Annotated in this window: 15 protein-coding genes and 3 pseudogenes; 11 read left to right on the top strand and 7 right to left on the bottom strand. The window is 61.6% G+C overall.

Features of this window, described 5'->3' with window-relative positions:
- The 7 genes and pseudogenes from HT737_RS19065 to HT737_RS19035 form a co-directional block, all read right to left on the bottom strand.
- Positions 1-736: alpha/beta hydrolase (locus HT737_RS19065; protein ID WP_182403675.1), on the bottom strand; the 736-nt coding region annotated here is incomplete at its 3' end.
- Positions 737-748: 12 nt separating this feature from the next.
- Positions 749-1,544, bottom strand: a pseudogene (locus HT737_RS19060) (DUF4123 domain-containing protein).
- Entirely contained in the window at positions 1,541-2,878 is a 1,338-nt protein-coding gene (locus tag HT737_RS19055) for a contractile injection system protein, VgrG/Pvc8 family (protein WP_182403673.1), read from the bottom strand. The pseudogene HT737_RS19060 and the gene HT737_RS19055 overlap by 4 nt, the downstream one beginning before the upstream one ends.
- 231 nt (positions 2,879-3,109) lie before the next feature.
- Positions 3,110-5,022 (bottom strand): annotated as a pseudogene (speA, locus tag HT737_RS19050) (arginine decarboxylase).
- Positions 5,023-5,241: 219 nt separating this feature from the next.
- Complete coding sequence (locus HT737_RS19045; RefSeq protein WP_182403671.1) at positions 5,242-5,613, bottom strand: translation initiation factor Sui1; 372 nt, start codon at positions 5,611-5,613, stop codon at positions 5,242-5,244.
- Positions 5,614-5,929: 316 nt separating this feature from the next.
- Entirely contained in the window at positions 5,930-6,487 is a 558-nt protein-coding gene (locus HT737_RS19040; RefSeq protein ID WP_182403668.1) for an NUDIX hydrolase, read from the bottom strand.
- Positions 6,488-6,490: 3 nt separating this feature from the next.
- The gene (locus HT737_RS19035) at positions 6,491-7,558 is read right to left on the bottom strand and encodes a DUF2333 family protein (protein ID WP_182403666.1); all 1,068 of its coding nucleotides are present in this window, start codon (positions 7,556-7,558) and stop codon (positions 6,491-6,493) included.
- 427 nt (positions 7,559-7,985) lie between these two features.
- On the opposite strand from HT737_RS19035, the gene gcbA reads away from it, so the two are divergent.
- From gcbA to purD, 11 genes and pseudogenes are all read left to right on the top strand, one after another.
- On the top strand, positions 7,986-9,656 hold the full coding sequence (gcbA, locus tag HT737_RS19030; protein WP_041068095.1) for a diguanylate cyclase GcbA: 1,671 nt from the start codon (positions 7,986-7,988) through the stop codon (positions 9,654-9,656).
- A gap of 51 nt (positions 9,657-9,707) precedes the next feature.
- Positions 9,708-11,654, top strand: a complete 1,947-nt coding sequence (locus HT737_RS19025) for a methyl-accepting chemotaxis protein (protein ID WP_182403664.1) — start codon at positions 9,708-9,710, stop codon at positions 11,652-11,654.
- A gap of 247 nt (positions 11,655-11,901) precedes the next feature.
- Entirely contained in the window at positions 11,902-12,354 is a 453-nt protein-coding gene (gene aroQ, locus HT737_RS19020) for a type II 3-dehydroquinate dehydratase (RefSeq protein WP_007914604.1), read from the top strand.
- 48 nt (positions 12,355-12,402) lie between these two features.
- The gene (gene accB / locus HT737_RS19015; RefSeq protein WP_024164417.1) at positions 12,403-12,867 is read left to right on the top strand and encodes an acetyl-CoA carboxylase biotin carboxyl carrier protein; all 465 of its coding nucleotides are present in this window, start codon (positions 12,403-12,405) and stop codon (positions 12,865-12,867) included.
- A 17-nt stretch (positions 12,868-12,884) separates the two neighbouring features.
- The gene (gene accC / locus HT737_RS19010) at positions 12,885-14,243 is read left to right on the top strand and encodes an acetyl-CoA carboxylase biotin carboxylase subunit (RefSeq protein ID WP_041068145.1); all 1,359 of its coding nucleotides are present in this window, start codon (positions 12,885-12,887) and stop codon (positions 14,241-14,243) included.
- Between the two features lie 234 nt (positions 14,244-14,477).
- On the top strand, positions 14,478-15,356 hold the full coding sequence (gene prmA / locus HT737_RS19005; RefSeq protein WP_041068147.1) for a 50S ribosomal protein L11 methyltransferase: 879 nt from the start codon (positions 14,478-14,480) through the stop codon (positions 15,354-15,356).
- Positions 15,357-15,386: 30 nt separating this feature from the next.
- Positions 15,387-16,680, top strand: a pseudogene (locus tag HT737_RS19000) (DUF3426 domain-containing protein).
- A 185-nt stretch (positions 16,681-16,865) separates the two neighbouring features.
- Positions 16,866-17,876 (top strand): tRNA dihydrouridine synthase DusB, encoded by a 1,011-nt coding sequence (gene dusB, locus HT737_RS18995; RefSeq protein WP_047291054.1) that lies wholly within the window; start codon positions 16,866-16,868, stop codon positions 17,874-17,876.
- Positions 17,873-18,193 carry a DNA-binding transcriptional regulator Fis gene (gene fis / locus HT737_RS18990; RefSeq protein WP_003221275.1) on the top strand — a complete coding sequence of 107 codons (321 nt, stop codon included), beginning with the start codon at positions 17,873-17,875 and terminating at the stop codon, positions 18,191-18,193. Before dusB ends, fis begins: the two co-directional genes overlap by 4 nt.
- Before the next feature lie 82 nt (positions 18,194-18,275).
- Positions 18,276-19,883: a bifunctional phosphoribosylaminoimidazolecarboxamide formyltransferase/IMP cyclohydrolase gene (gene purH, locus HT737_RS18985; RefSeq protein WP_182403662.1), complete on the top strand. Its 1,608-nt coding sequence runs from the start codon at positions 18,276-18,278 to the stop codon at positions 19,881-19,883.
- Positions 19,884-20,073: 190 nt separating this feature from the next.
- On the top strand, positions 20,074-21,369 hold the full coding sequence (gene purD, locus HT737_RS18980) for a phosphoribosylamine--glycine ligase (RefSeq protein WP_095667646.1): 1,296 nt from the start codon (positions 20,074-20,076) through the stop codon (positions 21,367-21,369).
- The last annotated feature ends 45 nt before the right edge of the window (positions 21,370-21,414 follow it).

Here is a 21,414-nt window from a genome sequence, read left to right as displayed (position 1 = left end):
CCTCGCGCAGTTTGCGCGCGAGGCCGGCGGTGTTGCGCGTCGGGTTGACCAGATTATCTTTGGTCGCAGCGATCAGCAGCGCCGGAGGCTCGCCTTGCCGGACATGGTTGATCGGCTGCGATTGCGGCGGTGAGTCAGGCCAGAAGAATACCGGGCGCACAGCGGCATTCTTGATCGGCAGAAAATCGTACGGCCCGGCCAGGCCGATCCAGCCGCTGAGGTCTTTCGACGACATGCCCACCGCACCGAGCAGCGCAGGGTCGAGCGCCAGCATCGCCGCATTGTAGGCCCCGGAACTGTGGCCCATCAGGAACAGGCGTTGCGGGTTGCCGGAGAACGCGCGGATATGCGCCCGGGTCCAGGCCACTGCCCGCGCCGAGTCTTCAAGAAACAGCGGATAGCGCACTTGCGGGTACAGCCGATAGTCCGCCAGCACCGCGACGATCCCCCGCGATGCCAGCGCCTCGCCGACAAAGGCGTAATCGCCACGATCACCGCTGTTCCAGCTGCCACCGTAGAAAAACACCACCACCGGTGCGCCCTCCAGTGGCTGGCGTGGCACGTAGACGTCGAGCTTCTGCCGTGGATCGTCGCCGTAGGCAATGCCCGCCGTTCGCTGGAACGTATCATCGGGTGTCAGCGCATTGAGCACCTTGACCGGCGAACACCCCGACAGCACCAGCAGCAGGCACCCGCCGAGGATTGAACCAAACCGTTGCCACAGCGGGTTTGTCATGGGTGCCACACCTCAAGATTGATCGTTCTGCCAGTGCCGCCGCACATGGTCGAGCCGTGCCTGCTGGCTCAGCCCGTCCGGCACGCCCGGCAGTTGCGCCCGGGGATGCTGCAAGCGTAGCCATAACCAGCCATCCAGCACCGCGCGGTCGCTGAAACCCAGGCTCAGGCCCTCCTGCACATGGGAGGCCATCCGCGCATAGTCGGTTCCCATGGATTGGCACCAGCGCCAGATGTGTTGTTCCAGCAGACAGTTTTGCAAGCGTTCGCGCTGGCGCCGGGTCAGGCTTTCGTCGACGCTCAGCGGCTCGACCGCCCATTGCGGATTGCGCAGTTGCTGCCAGCCTTCACTGCCAATGGCGAGGTCAGCCCAGGTACCACCGAACCAGCGCAGCAGTTGGATCGGCCCGAGCCAGCGGCTCAGGTCGGCGGCATCACAGGCATCGAAGAAGTAACTGGCTGTCTGCCGGTTGTAGTAACCGAGCAAGGCGCGATGATTGAGCCCGAACGAGACGGTCAGCATCCGTCGCAAATGACTCAGAAGAATCTGCCACGAGGCATCGCTCGCGATCAGCAGACCACGCCAGGTCTGCGGATCACGGGTGACACAGCGCCGCCAGTGCCGGGCACTCGTGCAGGTCGACCAGCAGCGGCCCGAGCTCGCTTACCGCCTGAAATTCGGTGCCCTCGAACAGCCGCGTGCAATGGACGGCGGCGAACCCCTGACGCAACGTCGTCAGCGCCTGCTGCGCATCGGCGCCATCGAGCAGCAGCCACTGTGTCTGCGGGGTGAATGGCGCGCCGCTCAAGTGGCGCCGCCCTGTCCCAGCGACGCGACCAGCCGGCAACTGCAGATTGTCGCCGTGCAGTGGTTATAACTGCCACCGCCGGGCACCAGACACAACAGCAACAGCGGTTCGGCGGACATCAACCACCGCGCCAGACCTGCACTCGGCAGAACGTCCGGCAGCACCGAAGGCTCCTGGGAGTCTTCGATCAGGGCCGGTTCCTGCAACACACCACTGATCACCGGTTGATCCGGATCGCCCTCAAGAAAACTCACCACCACCTCGACGCCCTCGTCCAACGCTGCCGGCGCCGTCTCGCTCAACGCCGCAGAAAGGGGCAGCCAGCAGTGGCTGGCAGCAGCGCCTTCCCCCTGATAGAGCCAGTCAAACTGCACCGCTACCGACCGCCATTCGTCAGGTTGGGGCTCAGCGACGGTCACCACCCAGGCCCGTTGCAGACTGTGCATGCGCGGTGGTGTAGCAGGGCTCGTCGGCGGGGCAAGAGGCGCCTGGGCCGAGGCAAGAATCCGGTTGCTGTATGGCGGTTCGCTGGCCGGATCAGCACGATGCTCGATCCGGTTCAGCAGCCAGCGGCGGTTGCACTCGGCAAACGGATGTGCGCTCAGTGCCAGCCACCGCGCGCTGCGCAAGGTTGGCAGATCACTGTGGCCGTGGGCTTTGCCGGGGCGAGCCAAACGCTCCTGGATATCGCTGGCATCCACTTGCATCTGCCAGCGCCGGACACTCGGCGAGTTCGCGTCATTGTCCACAGATGCCCCGCCAGCCAGCGGAAACCTTGCGGGATCATCAACGAAGACCAGGCAGTGCCCGTCAGGCCGATGCTCGAAGTAGTAGTGAATTCGCGCCTGCGCACACAGCCGCTGCACGAACTGCAGGTCCGACTCGCGGTATTGGGTGCAAAACGTGCGTACCGGGTATTCGCCGTGCAAATCAAAACGCCGTTGCGCGCCAGCGATACCGTGCTCCTTGAGGACCTGTGCGAGGATCTGCGGCACACACTGGCTGCTGAAAATGCGCTGACTGAAACGCAGCGCCAGACAACTCAACTTCGGTCCCAGCGTCACTCGGCACAACCGCACCCCCGCCTCGTGCTCATGCTGCACGACGCTCTGCAATTGCCCGCTCAGGCCATTGTGCCTGGGGCCGAAATGCAGGAACGCCGAGCGGTACAGCAGACCGGCCAGGTCCAGTTGCGGGTCATCGATCAACAGGTCAATGTCAAACGCAAAAGGTTCGCTGATGCCCTCACTGCCGGTAAAGGCCAGCACCTCGAAGGGGTCGGGCAGCCCCGTTACATCGAGACGAAACGACGGCTCGTTGACTGATTCGAACATGGGCGGATCTCTACAGGAGGGGCGGCCGGGGATTCTCGCCGAGAGACATGGCCGAGTAGAGAGCTGAAGTACAACTTAGGAAATGACCTACGCGAAAAGCAGACGGGATCACTTCACCGGCTGTGGCAGGCAGTTATTTCGCGGGAAATTTGGGAGATGTCCCACCGGGTCATCTGAATTTTCCACCGCTTTCGCGGAAATTTCAGACAACCCGGTGCAACAGCATCTGTCTCAGGAAGACAGGTAGGAGGAGCGGGTCAGCCCCAGACGCAAGGCATCGAGGAACTGCGTGCGTTCGCTGGCACTGATGCGGGCACTGGCGCACTTGTCACGGTAGTGGGTCATCAGTTCTTCCGGCGACAAGTGCACGTAGCGCAGCATGTCTTCGATGGTGTCGTGGGTCTCGATACCGGCGTGGTACACGCTGCCATCGGCGTTCTGATAGATGTTCACCGAGTCGGTGTCACCGAACAGGTTGTGCATGTCGCCGAGAATTTCCTGATAGGCGCCGACCAGGAACACCCCCAGCAGATAGTCTTCACCTTCGTTCAGACCGTGCACGGGCAGGCTGGTCTCGATGCTCTGCTCGTCGACGTACTGGTTGATCTTGCCGTCGGAGTCGCACGTCAGGTCTTGCAGCACGGCACGACGCAGCGGCTCTTCGTCCAGACGATGCAGCGGGATGATCGGCAGCACCTGATCAATCGCCCAGGTGTCCGGCAGGCTCTGGAACACCGAGAAGTTGCAGATGTACTTGTCGGCCAGCTTGTCGTTGAGTTCGTCGAGCACCTGACGGTGCGAACGCTGACGGGCTTTCAACGAGTTATGCAGGCGACGGCACACCGCGAAGTAGCACTGCTCGGCCAGGGCTTTTTCAGCCAGGGTCAGTTTGCCGTCGGCGTACTGCGAAGCCACGTCGCTCATGTAGTGCGTCGCGCGCCAGTAGGTCTCGGTGACCATTTCGATATCGGTCGGGCCGAGCAGGTCAACCAGCCACTGCACGGTTTCCGGCAGTGCTTCCTTGTTTTCGATCTGTGGCACGTCGTCGTTGTGCTTCTCGACGTCAGTCACTTGCACCACCAGCATCGCGTGGTGTGCGGTCAGCGAACGGCCGCTTTCGGAGAAGATGTGCGGATGCGGCAGGCTCTGCGCGTCGCAGAACTCCTTGAGCATGCCGACCACGACACCGGCGTAATCGTCCATGTCGTAGTTGATCGAACTGGCATTGCGCGAGTGGGTACCGTCATAGTCGACACCCAGACCGCCGCCGACATCGATGTGATCGACCGGCAGGCCCAGGTTGCGCAGCTCGCCGTAGTAACGGATGGCTTCCTTGAAACCGTGCTGGTAGTCAGCCAGGTTGGCAATCTGCGAACCCATGTGGAAGTGCAGCAGGCGAATGCCTGATCCAGGCCCGCGGCGCGGAAACGCTCGACCACCGACAGCAGTTGCGCCGCCGACAGACCGAACTTGGATTTCTCGCCACCGGTGTCCGCCCACTTCGACGACGCCAGCGACGACAGGCGCACGCGCAGGCCGACCTGTGGCTTGACCTTGAGCGAGGCCGCTTCTTCGATCACCAGGCCGACTTCGGATTCTTTCTCGATGACGATGAACACGTTGTGGCCGAGCTTCTGGCCCATCAGCGCCAGACGGATGAACTCGCGGTCCTTGTAACCGTTGCAGACGATGGTGCCGCCCTTCGGCGCCAGCGCCAGCACCGCCAGCAGCTCAGGCTTGGAGCCGGCTTCCAGACCGATGGAAACGTTCTGGGTGGCGATGATGTTCTCGATCACCGCTTCCTGCTGGTTGACCTTGATCGGGTACAGCGCGGTGTACTTGCTCTGGTATTCCAGGCGCTCGATGTTCGAGTCGAAAGCACCGGTCAGCTGACGGACGCGGTCTTGCAGGATGTCGGGGAAACGTACCAGCAACGGCAGGGACAAGCCGCTCTTGCGCAGTTGGTCGACTTGTTCGAACAGGTCGATAGGCGAACTGCTCGGGCCGTTCGGACGAACTTCGACGCGACCGGCGTCATTGATCGCGAAATACCCGGCCCCCCAATGGCGAATCCCGTAAACACTGCGGCTGTCCGCAACTGTCCATTGGCTGCCATCGTCTTTGCGTGTGCGTCGTACGGACATCGAAGTCCCCTATAAAGAAGTCATAGTGCGTCGCCTGATCGCAGGCCGGCGCAGTCTAAAGAATGAAAATGACGGTTCGTCAGCGCGGCGGTAGACCGCGCTGACCGCGTGTAGTTTAGAAACCGGTCATGAACAGGCTCTGTGAAAACCATGGAGACGACGCCGGATCTGAACTGCTTCAGTGCCGGATCAAGCCGCAGATGGATTTCACAGAGGCTGCTAGCCGCCGGACTTCTTCGCTTTGAAACCGTGTTTGATCAGCTCTGCCAAGAGTAGCTCGACATGATCGCCCTGGATTTCGATGACCCCGTCCTTCAACGCCCCACCGGTGCCGCAACGTTTCTTCAACGTTGTCACCAGTTCCTTCAGGGCGTCTTCGGCCAGCGGCACGCCGGTGATGGTGGTCACCGTTTTGCCGCCACGGCCCTTGCTCTCGCGACGCACGCGGGCAATGCCGTCCCCGGCCGGGATCACGGTTTGTTTGCAGATACAGGCGTCCACCGGTTTGCTGCATTCCGGGCAATGACGACCTGCGTCGGTGGAAAATACCAGGCCGCCCAGGGCGGCGAAGGATGCGGCTTTTTTGGCCACCGGCAATCCTCTTGGGAGGACAAAGACTGATCGCGACCTTGGGCAAGGTCATCGACCGCGAAGCCCCACTCAGGCAGGGGCAGCGCTACTGCACCGAAACAATTGAACCGCTCGACTTCGACCTGCAGGAGCTGTCGAGTGCAACGAGGCTGCGATCTTTTGATCCTGGTCTTCAAAAATCAAACGATCGCAGCCTTCGGCAGCTCCGACAGGCCTGTCATCGTTCAGGCCCACATCAAACCATTCGGTGCAGCTTGAAAAGGTCGCGCAGTGTAACGGCAAAAAGCGCAATTGCTAAGAGCCAATCGGCGCCAATTTATGTGTTCTTTGCGACGTCGCTTTGCTGCGCGTTCAGATAGCGCCTCAACGCGGCCAGAGAGTCCGGGCAGTAAGGCTTTTGCTCGATTTCCAGCAGCACCTGTTCGACCGGAATGAAGCGTGCTTCCAGCACTTCTTCCGGCTGCAGTTTCAGCGGACCGTCCCACACCGCGGAAAACGCCGAGCACCACAGGCGATTGCCGGTGTCCTCGAAGAAGAAATGATCGTGGGCGGTCAGTTCCACCCCGCTCACCCCCAACTCCTCTTCCAGCTCGCGGGCCGCCGATTCGGCGTAGGTCTCATCGGCCTGGACCATGCCGCCGGCCGCCACGTCCCAATAACCGGGATAGATCGCCTTGCTCAAGGTGCGCCGATGCACGCAGAGCTCACCGGCACTGTTGAACAGCATGATGTAAGTGCCGCGACCGATCAGCCCACGCTCACGCAGATCGGCCCGCACCAGGGCGCCGAGCAGGTTGTCCTGCTCGTCGACCCAGGCGATCTGTTCAGCATCGGAGGCGGCGCGATGGGCCGCCTCTTTGGCGCTCTCGTCCATGACTCAGCCCTGATTGAGCAGTTGACGCAGATCGATCACGGCGGCGTTGGCCCGGGAGATGTAGTTGGCCATGACCAGCGAGTGGTTGGCCAACACGCCGAAGCCGCTGCCGTTAAGAATCATCGGACTCCAGACCGGCTCCTGCGAGGCTTCCAGCTCACGAATGATCTGGCGCACGCTGACCGTGGCGTTCTTCTTCGCCAGCACATCGGCGAAATCGACTTCGATGGCGCGCAGCAGGTGCGACAGCGCCCAGGCCTGACCGCGTGCTTCATAGAACACGTTGTCGATCTGCATCCACGGAGTCTCGACCACTTCTTCGTCAACCTGCGGCACTTCGCCCACCGCCGGCACTTCGGTTTTCAGTGCGGTGTTGAGCTTGACCCGGCCGACACTGGCCGACAGGCGTTGCGACAGCGAACCCAGGCGAGTGCCGACATCGCCCAGCCAGTTGTTCAGGTTGTCGGCGCGGGCGTAGAACAAGGCGTTTTTCTGCGTTGGATCAGACAGACGCGCCTGATAACGGCTCAGGGAGTTGATGCCTTCCTGATACTCCGATTCGCTCGACGGCAGGATCCAGCTCTTGTTGTCGAAGTTGAAACGCGGTTCGGCCTTGGCCAGATCGGCGTCTTCAGCCGACTGCGACTGCGAACGGGCGAAGTCTTTGCGCAGCGCCCGGGTCAGGTCACGCACTTGCACCAGCACGCCGTATTCCCAGCTCGGCGTGTTGTCCATCCACAGGCCTGGCGGGAAGCGGTCGTTGGAAATGTAGCCACCCGGCTTGTTCAGCAGCGTGCCGGCAACAGTCTTGAGGGTTTCGACCGTGGTGTAGCCGACCACCATTTGCTTGCCTTCTTTCTCGGCAGCCGCCTGGGCATTTTGTGCCACCGGGAACAGCGCGGGCTCCTGGCTCCAGTACCAGCCCAGGCCAATGGTCACCAGCAGATAAATGCCGATCATCGTGGCCAGCGCGCGGCTGAACAGCAGCCCGCCCACGTAGCTGCGGGTGGCCGACTTCGGTTCAGCGGCACGTTCAGGCGCGCTGCCCGCGCGGTTCTTCCAGTCCAGCATGGCGATATCCTTTCAATCACTTGGGTTCAACGGTTCGACCACAACCATACAACAACGTGCCAAGGCCGGGCACCCGCCATCGAAGAGAAGCAGAAAATCCACGGAGAGCGCGACCTCAAGCTGCGAACTTTCTAAGGGTTTCCCTGATGCATCATCCACGCTAAAAGTCGGCACGCCGTCGTCAAGGATCAATCCAAACCTGCACCATAGCGGTGTTGCCAAAGATTTTTTCGCTGACCAAGCCGCCCGACGCGCCCGGTTTCAGGGGACTTCATCGACGAACGGGTCGAATCCAGCACCAACTGGTCAGAAACTGAATTGTGCAGCACCGCAGATTATTGACGCACGACACTCATATAAGGGAAAAGAGGTGCTAGCATAGAGCCACCAGTCGATCTCAGCATGCGCCCTAACTAGTAGTCAGGATATGACCGAGCCAGAAGACCCCAGCCGTGAGCGCCTCAAGCACCACTTTGCCCAGCGGGTAATTCATCAGGCACGTCAGATTCTTGAGATATGGCAGCGCCTGCAACGCAGTGAGTGGTCCACTGCCGACCTCGCCGAACTGAGCGAAGCGAACTTGCGCCTGCTGCGTTTTGCCGAGCGCTTCGAGCAGCCCGAGCACACGCAACTGGCTCATCACATCAGCCAGTCGCTGGAAGCGGTGGACGCCAATCGCGGGCGTCTGAGCAGCGGCCTGATCACCGACCTCAATCGCTTGATGCAGCGCCTGTCGCGCACCGGTCTGCGCCATGGCGATCAACTCGACCAGACCTTCCTGCCGCCGCTACGCAAACCAATCTACGTGATGCTGCAGGATCACGACCGCGCCGAACGCCTGGCCAAGCAGCTGGAATTCTTCGGGCTGACCGCACAGGCGCTGGACAGCGTCGCCGCATTTCGCTCCTCGATGGTCGAGCGCTTGCCGGCCGCAATTGTCATGGACGTGGACTTCAGCGGCGCCGGCGTCGGCCTGCAACTGGCCGCCGAAGCGCAGGTCGGCCTGGAAGAACCGCTGCCGCTGCTGTTCTTCAGCCTGCACGAAACCGACACCCCGACCCGCCTCGCCGCCGTGCGCGCTGGCGGCCAGGAATTCCTCACCGGCACCCTTGAAGCGTCGAGCCTGCTGGAGAAGATCGAAGTCCTGACCTGCGTCGCCCAGTACGAACCTTATAAAGTGCTGATCATCGACGACTCCCGCGCCCAGGCCCTGCACACCGAACGCCTGCTCAACAGCGCCGGAATCGTCACGCGTACCCTGATCGAACCGATCCAGGCGATGGCCGAACTGGCGGACTTCCAGCCGGACCTGATCATCCTCGACATGTACATGCCGGCCTGCACCGGCACCGAACTGGCCAAGGTCATTCGCCATAACGACCGTTACGTCAGCGTGCCGATCATCTACTTGTCCGCCGAGGACGATCTGGACAAGCAGCTCGACGCGATGAGCGAGGGTGGCGACGACTTCCTGACCAAGCCGATCAAGCCGCGACATCTGATCACCACCGTGCGCAACCGCGCCGCCCGTGCGCGCAACCTCAAGGCGCGGATGGTCCGCGACAGCCTCACCGGCCTGTACAACCACACGCACATCCTGCAATTGCTCGAAGACTGCTCGTTCCGCGCCCGGCGCGAGAACAAGCCGCTGAGCTTTGCCATGCTCGACATCGACCACTTCAAACGGGTCAACGACAGCCACGGCCACCCGATGGGCGACCGAGTGATCAAGAGCCTGGCGCTGTTCCTCAAGCAACGCTTGCGCAAGACCGACTTCATCGGTCGTTACGGCGGCGAAGAGTTCGCCATTGTCATGCCCGACACTGATATAGAAGCCGCGCACAAAGTGCTCGACGAGATCCGCCAGCGCTTTGCCGAAATCCACTATCCGGCGCAGCCGCAGGATTTGTGGTGCACCTTCAGCGCCGGCGTGGTGGAAATGCACGAAGACTCCGACAGCCTGATGATGGCCAGCCAGGCCGACGAAGCGCTGTACCGCGCCAAGGGTGCCGGACGCAATCGGGTGCAGACCGCGCGCGACTCAAAGCAAAGTGCCACCTTTTCATCGGAATCCACCGATTCGGTCATAACCCTGTAACAGAACCGCAATAAATTCAGGCGCTTACCATTTCTGCCGTTGGTAGCCGTCATGCGCCTGAAGTTGCTCACCAATCTCAACACCCTGCTGCTGGTCGCCGTCTGCGTGGCCCTCGGCGCGACGCTGTGGTGGTCGCAAAAAGCCCTGGAGCGTCCGTATCTGTTGATGGAGCGCTACCTGGGCCTGTCGCAGCAATTTCAGAATGACGTGGCGCGCAATGTCGAGGACTACCTCGCCAGCGGCGATGCCCTGCGCCTGAGCAGTGCCAGCCAGGCCATCGACGGCTTGCAGAGGGAACTCGGTGAACTGCCACCGCCGCTGGCCGAGACCCTGCGCCCGAGCCTGTCGAGCCTGGAAGCATTCAGCAAAACCGACCTGCTCGCCGCCGGCAAACTGGCCGGTGATCCGCAGGCACTGCTGCTGCAAGCCGAACGCGAACTGAGCGCCAGCCTCGATCAACTCAGTACCTACGCCAATGGCAACGCGACGTACCTGACGCCGCTGCTCGTCGCTTCGCAGCACTTGGGCAAATTGTCGCTGGCCCGCGACAAACTGGTCAGCAGCGGCCGCAGTGAACTGGCGGCCGATGTCGAGCGTGAAGTCGACAATATCCGCACCCAGGCTCAGGCCATCGATGCCCTGCCCCTGCTCGGCGTGGTCGCCAAGAATGAATCCGGCAGCGATGATTTCGCCGCGATGATGGGCATCGAAAGCACCGAAAAAGCCGCTGCCGAAGACGCCGGCATCGGCCTCAAGCGTGAACTTAACAGCCTGCTCGGCCGCTACCCGGCGGAGCTGGCACGCACCCGCGAGCAGATCCAGAAACGCACCGAACTGAGCACCGCGACCCACCTGAAAATCGCCGCCGTGCAACAGGCGATCGCGGGACTCGAACCGGTGGTGCGCGCCCAGCACGGACAGATCCAGGGCGAAGTACGCCTGATGCAGGGCGTGATGATCGGCCTGATTCTGCTGATCGCGCTGCTGATCGACACCTTGCAGCGGCGCCTGGCGCGCACCCTGACCAACCTTGCTCCGGCGCTGTCGACCTGGGCCGAAGGCGATTTCAGTCGCGACATTCATTTGGGCAAAACCAACCGCGAACTGCATGACATTGAGGCTTCGCTCAACCGCTTGCGCGCGTATCTGGTAGATCTGGTCGGGACGATTCGCGGTAACGCCGAACAGGTCGCCGACAGCAGCCGCACCCTGGCCGAACTGAGCAACAACCTGCACTCCGGTGCCGAGCATCAGGCCGGCGACACCGCGCTGATCCGCGATTCACTGGGTGAGCTGGAAGCGACGATTCAGCAGGTCGCCGGCGATGCACGGCAGGCTGCCGATGCCAGCCGCCATGCCGGGCTGGCCGTGGAGCACGGGCAAACCGTGATCGGCCAAAGCCTCACAGGCCTGCACGCGCTGGTCGGCGAGGTGCAGGGCAATGCACAGATGATCGAGCACCTGGCTGAAGAGTCGGCGACCATTGGTGGCGTGCTGACGGTGATCCGTTCGATCGCCGACCAGACCAACCTGCTGGCCCTGAACGCGGCAATCGAAGCGGCGCGGGCCGGGGAAATGGGCCGTGGCTTTGCAGTGGTGGCCGAGGAAGTGCGCTCACTGGCACAACGCACGGCCGGCGCGACGGCGGAAATCCAGACGCTGATCGCCGGCCTGCAAGCCGCCGCCCGACAATCGGTCGAAGGCATGCGCGCGCAGGTCGGACACGCCGAAGCCACAGCCAATCAGGCACAAGCGGCGGACGGCGCGCTGGATAAAATCGTCGGCGCGATCCAGACCATTTCCGACACAGCGATCCGCATCGCCGAGATCACCGCGCAGCAGAGCGGCGCGGTCAGCGAAATCCGTGATCACAGCGAGCGGATCCATCAATTGGGCGGCGATAACCTGCTGCGCATCGGCGAGGGTCGCGAACAGGGGGAGAACTTGCTGGTACTGGGTGGGCAACTGCATACCGCCGTGCAGGCCTTCCGCGTCTGACACCAACCTCTGTAGGAGCTGCCGAAGGCTGCGATCCTTTGATCTTGTTTCTAAAAAATAAAAAGATCGCAGCCTTCGGCAGCTCCTACAGGACGAGATGAATGACCAGATCAAATCACTCAGTCACAAATTTCGCGCAAACATCGGTCATCGTGCTGGCTATTGCAGAGAACTGGACAGTCACAAAGCCTTTGCGGCATAGTCGCCGGGTTCTGACGACTGCTCATTCATAACAAGGAACATGCAGATGGCAACGCTACTGGTGCTGCACGGCCCCAACCTGAACCTGCTCGGCACCCGCGAACCCGGCACTTACGGTTCAACGACCCTGGCGCAGATCAATCAGGATCTGGAGCGCCGCGCCCGTGAAGCCGGCCATCATCTGCTGTATCTGCAAAGCAACGCCGAGTACGAATTGATCGATCGCATCCACGCCGCTCGCGGTGAAGGTGTGGATTTCATTCTGATCAATCCAGCAGCTTTTACGCACACAAGTGTCGCATTACGTGACGCGCTGCTGGGAGTGAGCATCCCATTCATCGAAGTGCATTTGTCCAACGTGCACAAGCGCGAACCTTTCCGCCATCACTCTTACTTCTCCGATGTAGCGGTGGGAGTGATCTGCGGCCTTGGCGCCAGCGGTTACCGACTGGCCCTGGAGGCCGCACTAGAGCAGCTTGAAACACAGGCAACGACTTGAACCACAAGCGTTAAACGCCCCTGACCGACCCTTGGGAGTTGATGATTCATGGATATCCGTAAAGTTAAGAAACTGATCGAATTGCTGGAAGAGTCCGGCATCGACGAGCTCGAGATCAAGGAAGGCGAAGAGTCCGTACGCATCAGCCGTCACAGCAAGACCCCGGCTCAGCAGTACTACGCTCCGGCGCCGATGCAGGCTCCGGCCGCTGCACCTGCCGCCGCTGCTGCTCCAGTGGCTGCTGCCGCTCCGGCTGCCGCTGCTGCTCCGGCACTGAACGGCACCGTGGCCCGCTCGCCAATGGTAGGCACCTTCTACCGCAAATCTTCGCCAACCTCGCCAGCCTTCGTTGAAGTCGGCCAGACCGTGAAGAAAGGCGACACCCTGTGCATCGTCGAAGCCATGAAGATGATGAACCACATCGAAGCTGAAACCAGCGGTGTGATCGAATCCATCCTCGTCGAAGACGGCCAGCCGGTTGAGTACGACCAACCGCTGTTCACCATCGTTTGAACTGCGGAGAGCCTTTGATGACTGCGAAGTTGGAAAAAGTTCTGATCGCTAACCGCGGTGAGATCGCCCTGCGGATTCTGCGTGCCTGCAAAGAGATGGGCATCAAGACCGTCGCCGTTTACTCCAAGGCCGACAAAGAGCTGATGCACCTGGGTCTGGCAGACGAATCCGTCTGCATCGGCCCGGCTTCTGCCGCTCAGTCCTACCTGCACATCCCGGCCATCATCGCTGCCGCTGAAGTGACTGGCGCCACCGCCATTCACCCAGGCTACGGTTTCCTCGCGGAAAACGCCGATTTCGCCGAACAGGTCGAGAACTCCGGCTTCGCCTTCATCGGCCCGAAAGCCGAAACCATTCGTCTGATGGGCGACAAGGTGTCGGCCAAGCACGCGATGATCGAAGCTGGCGTGCCGACCGTTCCAGGCTCCGACGGCCCGCTGCCGGAAGACGAAGAAACGGCGCTGCGCATCGGTCGTGAAGTCGGCTACCCGGTGATCATCAAGGCCGCTGGCGGTGGTGGTGGTCGCGGCATGCGTGTGGTGCACAAGGAAGAAGACCTGATCGCCTCGGCCAAGCTGACCCGCTCCGAAGCTGGCGCGGCGTTCGGCAACCCGATGGTCTATCTGGAAAAATTCCTGACCAACCCGCGTCACGTCGAAGTTCAGGTGCTGTCCGACGGCCAGGGTCACGCCATCCATCTGGGCGACCGCGACTGCTCGCTGCAACGTCGTCACCAGAAAGTTCTCGAAGAAGCGCCGGCACCGGGCATCGACGAGCAGGCGCGTCAGGAAGTGCTGGCACGCTGCGTCAAGGCGTGCATCGACATCGGCTACCGTGGCGCCGGCACGTTCGAGTTCCTGTACGAGAACGGTCGTTTCTACTTCATCGAAATGAACACCCGTGTTCAGGTGGAGCACCCGGTTTCGGAAATGGTCACCGGTATCGACATCGTCAAGGAGATGCTCAGCATCGCCGCTGGCAACAAGCTGTCGTTCACCCAGGATGACGTGGTGATCCGCGGTCACTCGCTGGAGTGTCGGATCAACGCTGAAGACCCGAAAACCTTCATGCCGAGCCCGGGCACGGTCAAGCATTTCCACGCTCCAGGCGGCAACGGCGTGCGCGTCGATTCGCACCTGTACAGCGGTTATGCGGTTCCACCGAACTACGACTCGCTGATCGGCAAGCTGATCACTTACGGCGCGACCCGCGACGAAGCCATGGCGCGCATGCGCAATGCCCTGGACGAAATCGTGGTGGACGGGATCAAGACCAACATCCCGCTGCACCGTGATCTGACCCGCGACGAAGGCTTCTGCAAAGGGGGCGTGAACATTCACTACCTCGAGCACAAGCTGGCTGGCGACAAGCACTAAGCTTCAGCCCGCACCAGACAAGGCCGCCTTCGGGCGGCTTTGTTGTTTCTGAGATTGCAAAAAACCTGTGGGAGCGAGCTTGCTCGCGAAGGCGGCACATCAGTCAGCATCAAAGTGACTGGCAATCCGCTTTCGCGAGCAAGCTCGCTCCCACAAAAGCTTTGCGCTCGCGTAAACTTGCGCGCTTCTCGCTGGCCGCTAGGCTGCAATCATATTTTTTCAAAGGTGCCCGCCATGCCTTGGCTGCAAGTACGTCTCGCCATCAGCCCGGAACAAGCCGAAACCTACGAAGACGCTTTCCTTGAAGTCGGCGCCGTTTCGGTGACCTTCATGGACGCCGAAGATCAGCCGATCTTCGAGCCGGAACTCAACACCACCCCGCTGTGGGCGCACACGCACCTGCTGGCCCTGTTCGAGGGCGGCACCGAGCCTGCGCCGGTGCTGGCGCATCTGGAACTGCTGACCGGCAGCCCGCTGCCCGAGCATCACAGCGAAGTCATCGAAGACCAGGATTGGGAACGCAGCTGGATGGACGGTTTCCAGCCAATGCGTTTCGGTCAGCGCCTGTGGATCGTGCCGAGCTGGCATGCCGCGCCCGAGCCTGATGCGGTCAACCTGCTGCTGGACCCGGGCCTGGCATTCGGCACCGGCACTCACCCGACTACCGCGCTGTGCCTGGAATGGCTCGACGGCCAGGATCTGAAGGACTGCAACGTACTGGACTTCGGCTGCGGCTCGGGGATTCTGGCGATCGCCGCCCTGCTGCTCGGCGCCAAAGAAGCGGTCGGCACCGACATCGACGTGCAGGCGCTGGAAGCCTCGCGCGACAACGCCGGACGCAACAATATTGCCGACGAGCTGTTCCCGCTGTACCTGCCGGAAGATCTGCCGCAGGTCAAAGCCGACGTGCTGGTGGCCAACATTCTGGCCGGCCCGCTGGTTTCCCTGGCGCCGCAGCTGTCCGGCCTGGTCAAGTCCGGCGGGCGTCTGGCGTTGTCCGGGATCCTCGCCGAACAAGGCGAAGAAGTCGCCGCAGCTTATGCTCAAGACTTCGATCTCGACCCGATCGCCAATCGTGATGGCTGGGTGCGCATCACCGGCCGTCGGCGCTAGAATGGCCGCCTGCATAAACCGGATCGCCGCATGACCGACAGCTTCGTCACCCAGTGCCCGCATTGCCAAACCAGCTTCCGCGTCAGCCATGCTCAGTTGAGCGTGGCCCGCGGGGTGGTTCGCTGTGGCTCCTGCCTGCAAGTGTTCAATGCCGCCAAACAGCTGCTGGAACAACACGCCGGCAAGGAAGCGGTTACGCCGGTGGCGCCGGCCATTGTCCAGCCAGCACCGTCTCAGCCCGTGGTCAGCGAACCGCCGCCAGTGGTCGAAGCGCCCGTCAACGACGAACCGCCCGCGCCGCGCGCCATCAGCCAAAAGCAATGGAGCGCCAGCGAGCTGGACCTGGACAGCCTCGATCTGGACGAAGAACTGGCCCGCCTCGAACAACGGGAAATCCAGCCGACCACCGAATTCGGTCGCCAGCGCGAAGAGTCCCTGAGCGCCCGCCGCGACAGCCCTGAAGCCGATGAAACGGTGTGGCGCGACAGCCTGTTCAGCGCACGCGACGATGAACGCCTGCCCGAGCCCGAAGATGAAATCGAGCCCGAGATCGTCGAAGCCGAACCGCTGAAAACCGCGCGCACCGAGCCTTCGTTGTCGCTGGAGCCGGTGGATCTGGACGACGAGCCGCCGATCCCGCAACTGCGCCTGCATGACCCGATCGATCCGAATGCCCGCCGCGAACGCCTGTCGGCCAGCGTCGAACCGGACGATGACGAGTTGCCATCGGTCGAACCGCTGCGTAAAAAAACGTGAACGTGCCGAACCCGGCGTACGCGCCGAAGTGCTGCAGGATCTGACCGACGATCCACTGCAACTGGACTGGCAGAAGCGCCGTTCGCCCTGGGGCCGGCGCCTGCTCTGGAGTTTGCTGGTGCTATTGGCTGCCGCTGGTCTGGCCGGTCAGTACATCGCCTATCATTTCGACGAACTGGCGCGCCAGGATCAGTACCGCCCGTGGTTCCAGCAGTTCTGCCCGCAGATTGGCTGCACGGTGCCCTCCAAGGTCGACATCGGCAAAATCAAAAGCAGCAATCTGGTGGTGCGCAGCCATCCGGAATTCAGCGGGGCGCTGGTAGTGGATGCGATCATCTACAACCGCGCAACATTCTCCCAGCCGTTCCCGCTGCTGGAGTTGCGCTTCGCCGATCTCAATGGGCACCTGATTGCCAGTCGTCGCTTCAAACCCGGCGAATACCTCAACGGCGACCTTGAGGGCATGGCGGAAATGCCGCCACAGACGCCGATCCACATCGCACTGGATATCCTCGATCCAGGCCCCAAAGCGGTGAATTACAGCCTGAGTTTCCACTCCCCCGAGTGAATCGCTTCATCGCTTCAGGTTTGACGGCAGTTTTCTGACTTCGCCCACGGCAACCAAACCGCTGGCAATAACAGAATAACTGTTCAGATTTTGTTCAATTCAGCCTTTATCCAGTCATCGAGAGCGGGTATCATGCCAACCCTTTTTCGAACTCTCATGATCCGGCCCCACTTCAGGGAAGTCCTATGTCGGCGGTACGCATCGGCCCATATACATTGCAGAACGGTTTGATTCTCGCCCCGATGGCGGGCGTCACCGACCAGCCCTTTCGTCAGCTGTGCAAGCGTTTGGGCGCAGGGCTTGTAGTCTCGGAAATGGTCACCAGTGACATGAGCCTGTGGAACACCCGCAAGTCGCGCATGCGCATGATCCACGAAGGCGATCCCGAGCCACGCTCGGTACAGATTGCCGGTGGCGACGCGCAGATGCTCGCGGATGCGGCCAGGGCCAACGTCGAGCTGGGCGCACAGATTATTGATATCAACATGGGTTGCCCGGCAAAGAAGGTCTGCAACAAGGCCGCCGGCTCCGCGTTGTTGAAGGATGAAGCACTGGTTACCGAGATCCTGCAGGCCGTCGTCGCTGCAGTGGATGTGCCGGTGACCCTGAAGATCCGCACCGGATGGGATCGCGACAACAAGAACGGCCTGACCGTGGCGAAGATCGCCGAGCAGGCCGGGATCACCGCGCTGGCCGTGCATGGCCGCACGCGCGCCGATCTGTACACCGGCGAAGCCGAGTACGACACGATTGCCGCGATCAAGCAGGCGGTGTCGATCCCGGTGTTTGCCAATGGCGATATCGATTCGCCGGAAAAGGCCCGCTACGTGCTTGACGCGACCGGTGCCGATGGCCTGCTGATAGGCCGGGCTGCCCAGGGGCGGCCATGGATTTTTCGCGAGATCGAACACTTCCTGCGTACCGGCGAGAAATTGCCGGCGCCGGAGCTGAACGAAGTGGAACGCATCCTGCTGGAGCATCTGGCCGCCCTTCACGCCTTCTATGGGGATGTGATGGGCGTGCGCATTGCCCGCAAGCATGTGGGCTGGTATCTCGCAACCTTGCCGGGCGCCAGGGAGTTTCGCGCCCACTTCAATCGTTTGGATGGTACGGAAACACAATGCGCCAACGTTCGGGAGTTCTTCGCCGAGCGTTACAAGAGCCTGACAGGGGACGAAGAAGGGGTGGCCGCATGACGATGATGACCGAGACTTTAGTGAGTGGAACAGCACCCGTGAGCGACAACGTGAATTTGAAACAGCACCTCAATACCCCAAGCGAAGAAGGTCAGACCCTTCGCGGGAGTGTCGAGAAGGCGCTGCACAATTATTTCGCCCACCTTGAGGGCGCGTCCGTCACGGATGTGTACAACCTGGTGCTCTCCGAAGTCGAGGCTCCCCTGCTCGAAAGCGTGATGAACTACGTCAAGGGCAACCAGACCAAGGCCAGTGAGCTGCTGGGACTCAACCGCGGCACACTGCGCAAGAAACTCAAGCAGTACGATCTGCTGTAAGCATTCAATCAAACCAGAAAGGCGCCCGCGTAAAACCGGTCGCCTTTTTTGCTGACTTCCTTTGCTTTTGATGGAAATTGAGATGACCGACCAGACTACCCGCCTGCCGATCCGCCGCGCCTTGATCAGCGTTTCCGACAAGACCGGGATCCTCGAATTCGCCAAAGAGCTTGAAGCCCTCGGTGTCGAGATCCTCTCCACCGGCGGGACGTTCAAGCTGCTGCGCGACAACGGTGTTGCTGCAGTGGAAGTCGCGGATTACACCGGTTTCGCGGAAATGATGGACGGTCGGGTGAAAACCCTGCACCCGAAAATCCATGGCGGGATCCTCGGTCGTCGCGGTATCGACGACGCGATCATGAGTGAGCACGGCATCAAGCCGATCGATCTGGTTGCGGTCAACCTGTACCCGTTCGAAGCCACCATCAACAAGCCAGGCTGCGACCTGCCGACCGCCATCGAGAACATCGACATCGGCGGCCCGACCATGGTCCGTTCGGCGGCGAAAAACCATAAGGACGTGGCGATCGTGGTGAATGCCAGCGATTACGCCAACGTTCTGCAAAACCTCAAGGCCGGCGGCCTGACCTACGCTCAGCGTTTCGACCTGATGCTCAAGGCCTTTGAACACACCGCCGCCTACGACGGCATGATCGCCAACTACATGGGCACCGTGAATCAGGCTGCCGAAACCCTGAGCACCGAAGGCCGCAGCGAATTCCCGCGCACCTTCAACAGCCAGTTCATCAAGGCCCAGGAAATGCGCTACGGCGAGAACCCGCACCAGAGCGCGGCGTTCTACGTGGAAGCCAAGCCTGCCGAAGTCGGTATCGCCACCGCGACCCAACTGCAAGGCAAAGAGCTGTCGTACAACAACGTGGCCGACACCGACGCCGCGCTGGAATGCGTGAAGAGCTTCGTCAAGCCGGCCTGCGTGATCGTCAAGCACGCCAACCCGTGCGGCGTGGCCGTGAGCCCGGACGCCGAGGGCGGTATCCGTCAGGCCTACGAACTGGCCTACGCCACCGACACCGAGTCGGCCTTCGGCGGCATCATCGCCTTCAACCGTGAGCTGGATGCCGAGACCGCCAAGGCGATCGTCGAGCGTCAGTTCGTGGAAGTGATCATTGCCCCAAGCGTCAGCGAAGAGGCTCGCGCCATCGTCGCCGCCAAAGCCAACGTGCGCCTGCTGGCCTGTGGCGAGTGGTCGGCGGACCGCGTTCCGGCCTGGGACTACAAGCGCGTCAACGGTGGCCTGCTGGTGCAGAGCCGCGACATCGGCATGATCGGCGCCGACGACCTGAAAGTGGTGACCAAGCGTGCACCGACCGAACAGGAAATCCACGACCTGATCTTCGCCTGGAAAGTTGCCAAGTACGTCAAGTCCAACGCCATCGTCTACGCCAAGAACCGTCAGACCATCGGTGTCGGCGCTGGCCAGATGAGCCGCGTAAACTCCGCGCGTATTGCTGCGATCAAGGCTGAGCATGCCGGTCTGCAAGTGGCCGGTTCGGTGATGGCATCGGACGCGTTCTTCCCGTTCCGCGACGGTCTGGACAATGCGGCCAAGGTGGGCATCACGGCAGTGATCCAGCCGGGCGGCTCGATGCGTGATGCTGAAGTGATTGCTGCTGCTGACGAAGCAGGCATCGCGATGGTGTTCACCGGCATGCGCCACTTCCGTCACTAACCAGTCGACGGCCGCACTGAAGCCGGCATCTGCTGCGTTGGAGCCGACCTCGATGATGCTCATTGCCAAAAGGCAACTCCGCTCATCGAGGTCAACTCCGCCTTGCATCTACCGACTTCATTGCGACCTCCTACAGCGTGAAGCGCTTTAGGCTCTAAAAACAGAATTAGCGTCATCCGAGGTTTTTGAAATGAATGTTTTGATCATTGGCAGCGGTGGCCGTGAACACGCCCTGGCCTGGAAAGTGGCTCAGGATCCGCGTGTGCAGAAGGTTTTCGTCGCGCCGGGCAATGCCGGCACCGCGATTGAAGCCAAGTGCGAAAACGTCGCCATCGACGTGCTGGCCCTTGAGCAACTGGCCGACTTCGCCGAGAAAAACGTTTCCCTGACCATCGTCGGCCCGGAAGTACCGCTGGTCGCTGGCGTGGTCGATCTGTTCCGCTCCCGTGGCCTGGACTGCTTCGGTCCGACCGCCGGCGCTGCGCAGCTGGAAGGCTCGAAAGCCTTCACCAAGGATTTCCTGGCCCGCCACAAGATCCCGACCGCCGACTACCAGAATTTCACCGAGATCGAGCCGGCTCTGGCTTATCTGCGGGAAAAAGGCGCACCGATCGTGATCAAGGCCGATGGCCTGGCCGCCGGTAAAGGCGTGATCGTGGCCATGACCCTGGCCGAAGCCGAAGACGCCGTGCGCGACATGCTCGCCGGCAATTCCTTTGGCGACGCCGGTTCGCGCGTGGTGATCGAAGAGTTCCTCGACGGCGAAGAAGCCTCGTTCATCGTCATGGTCGACGGCAAAAACGTCCTGCCGATGGCCACCAGCCAGGATCACAAACGTGTTGGCGACGGCGACAGCGGCCCGAATACTGGCGGCATGGGTGCCTATTCCCCTGCCCCGGTGGTCACCGCCGATGTGCACCAGCGCGTGATGGACCAGGTGATCTGGCCGACCGTGCGCGGCATGGCCGAAGAAGGCAACGTCTACACTGGTTTCCTGTACGCCGGTCTGATGATCGACAAGGCCGGCAACCCGAAAGTCATCGAGTTCAACTGCCGCTTCGGCGACCCGGAGACCCAACCGGTGATGCTGCGTCTGCAGTCGAGCCTGGTGTTGCTGGTCGAAGCCGCTCTGGCGCAAGCGCTGGACAAGGTTGAAGCCCAGTGGGATCCACGTCCGAGCGTCGGCATCGTATTGGCCGCCGGTGGCTACCCGGGCGACTACGCCAAGGGTGCAGCGATCAACGGTCTGGACGCAGCCGCAAGCCTGGAAGGCAAAGTCTTCCACGCCGGTACGGCGCTCAAGGATGGCAACGTGGTGACGGCCGGTGGTCGCGTACTCTGCGCCACTGCCATGGGCGCCAGCGTCAGCGAAGCCCAGCAGCAAGCCTACAAGCTGGCCGCCGCCATCGACTGGGAAGGTTGCTTCTACCGCAAGGACATTGGCTACCGCGCCATTGCCCGTGAACGTGGCGAAACCCAGGAATAAGTTGTCCTTCAGGTCCGGCGCGGGATGCAGTCCCTCGCCGGGCTG

Origin of the sequence: Pseudomonas sp. MD195_PC81_125 (assembly GCF_014060985.1) — a bacterium.
GTDB classification, from domain to species: domain Bacteria; phylum Pseudomonadota; class Gammaproteobacteria; order Pseudomonadales; family Pseudomonadaceae; genus Aquipseudomonas; species Aquipseudomonas parakoreensis.
The sequence above is the reverse complement of the archived record's forward strand: the minus strand, read 5'-3'. Positions and strand labels throughout refer to the sequence as shown.

What these genes read in the sequence shown, in the direction of transcription:
- HT737_RS19055 (WP_182403673.1), bottom strand. Translation starts at nt 2,878, where the DNA reads ATGTTCGAATCAGTCAACGAGCCGTCGTTTCGTCTCGATGTAACGGGG.
- HT737_RS19040 (WP_182403668.1), bottom strand. Translation starts at nt 6,487, where the DNA reads ATGGACGAGAGCGCCAAAGAGGCGGCCCATCGCGCCGCCTCCGATGCT.
- HT737_RS19035 (WP_182403666.1), bottom strand. Translation starts at nt 7,558, where the DNA reads ATGCTGGACTGGAAGAACCGCGCGGGCAGCGCGCCTGAACGTGCCGCT.
- gcbA (WP_041068095.1), top strand. Translation starts at nt 7,986, where the DNA reads ATGACCGAGCCAGAAGACCCCAGCCGTGAGCGCCTCAAGCACCACTTT.
- HT737_RS19025 (WP_182403664.1), top strand. Translation starts at nt 9,708, where the DNA reads ATGCGCCTGAAGTTGCTCACCAATCTCAACACCCTGCTGCTGGTCGCC.
- aroQ (WP_007914604.1), top strand. Translation starts at nt 11,902, where the DNA reads ATGGCAACGCTACTGGTGCTGCACGGCCCCAACCTGAACCTGCTCGGC.
- accB (WP_024164417.1), top strand. Translation starts at nt 12,403, where the DNA reads ATGGATATCCGTAAAGTTAAGAAACTGATCGAATTGCTGGAAGAGTCC.
- accC (WP_041068145.1), top strand. Translation starts at nt 12,885, where the DNA reads ATGACTGCGAAGTTGGAAAAAGTTCTGATCGCTAACCGCGGTGAGATC.
- prmA (WP_041068147.1), top strand. Translation starts at nt 14,478, where the DNA reads ATGCCTTGGCTGCAAGTACGTCTCGCCATCAGCCCGGAACAAGCCGAA.
- dusB (WP_047291054.1), top strand. Translation starts at nt 16,866, where the DNA reads ATGTCGGCGGTACGCATCGGCCCATATACATTGCAGAACGGTTTGATT.
- fis (WP_003221275.1), top strand. Translation starts at nt 17,873, where the DNA reads ATGACGATGATGACCGAGACTTTAGTGAGTGGAACAGCACCCGTGAGC.
- purH (WP_182403662.1), top strand. Translation starts at nt 18,276, where the DNA reads ATGACCGACCAGACTACCCGCCTGCCGATCCGCCGCGCCTTGATCAGC.
- purD (WP_095667646.1), top strand. Translation starts at nt 20,074, where the DNA reads ATGAATGTTTTGATCATTGGCAGCGGTGGCCGTGAACACGCCCTGGCC.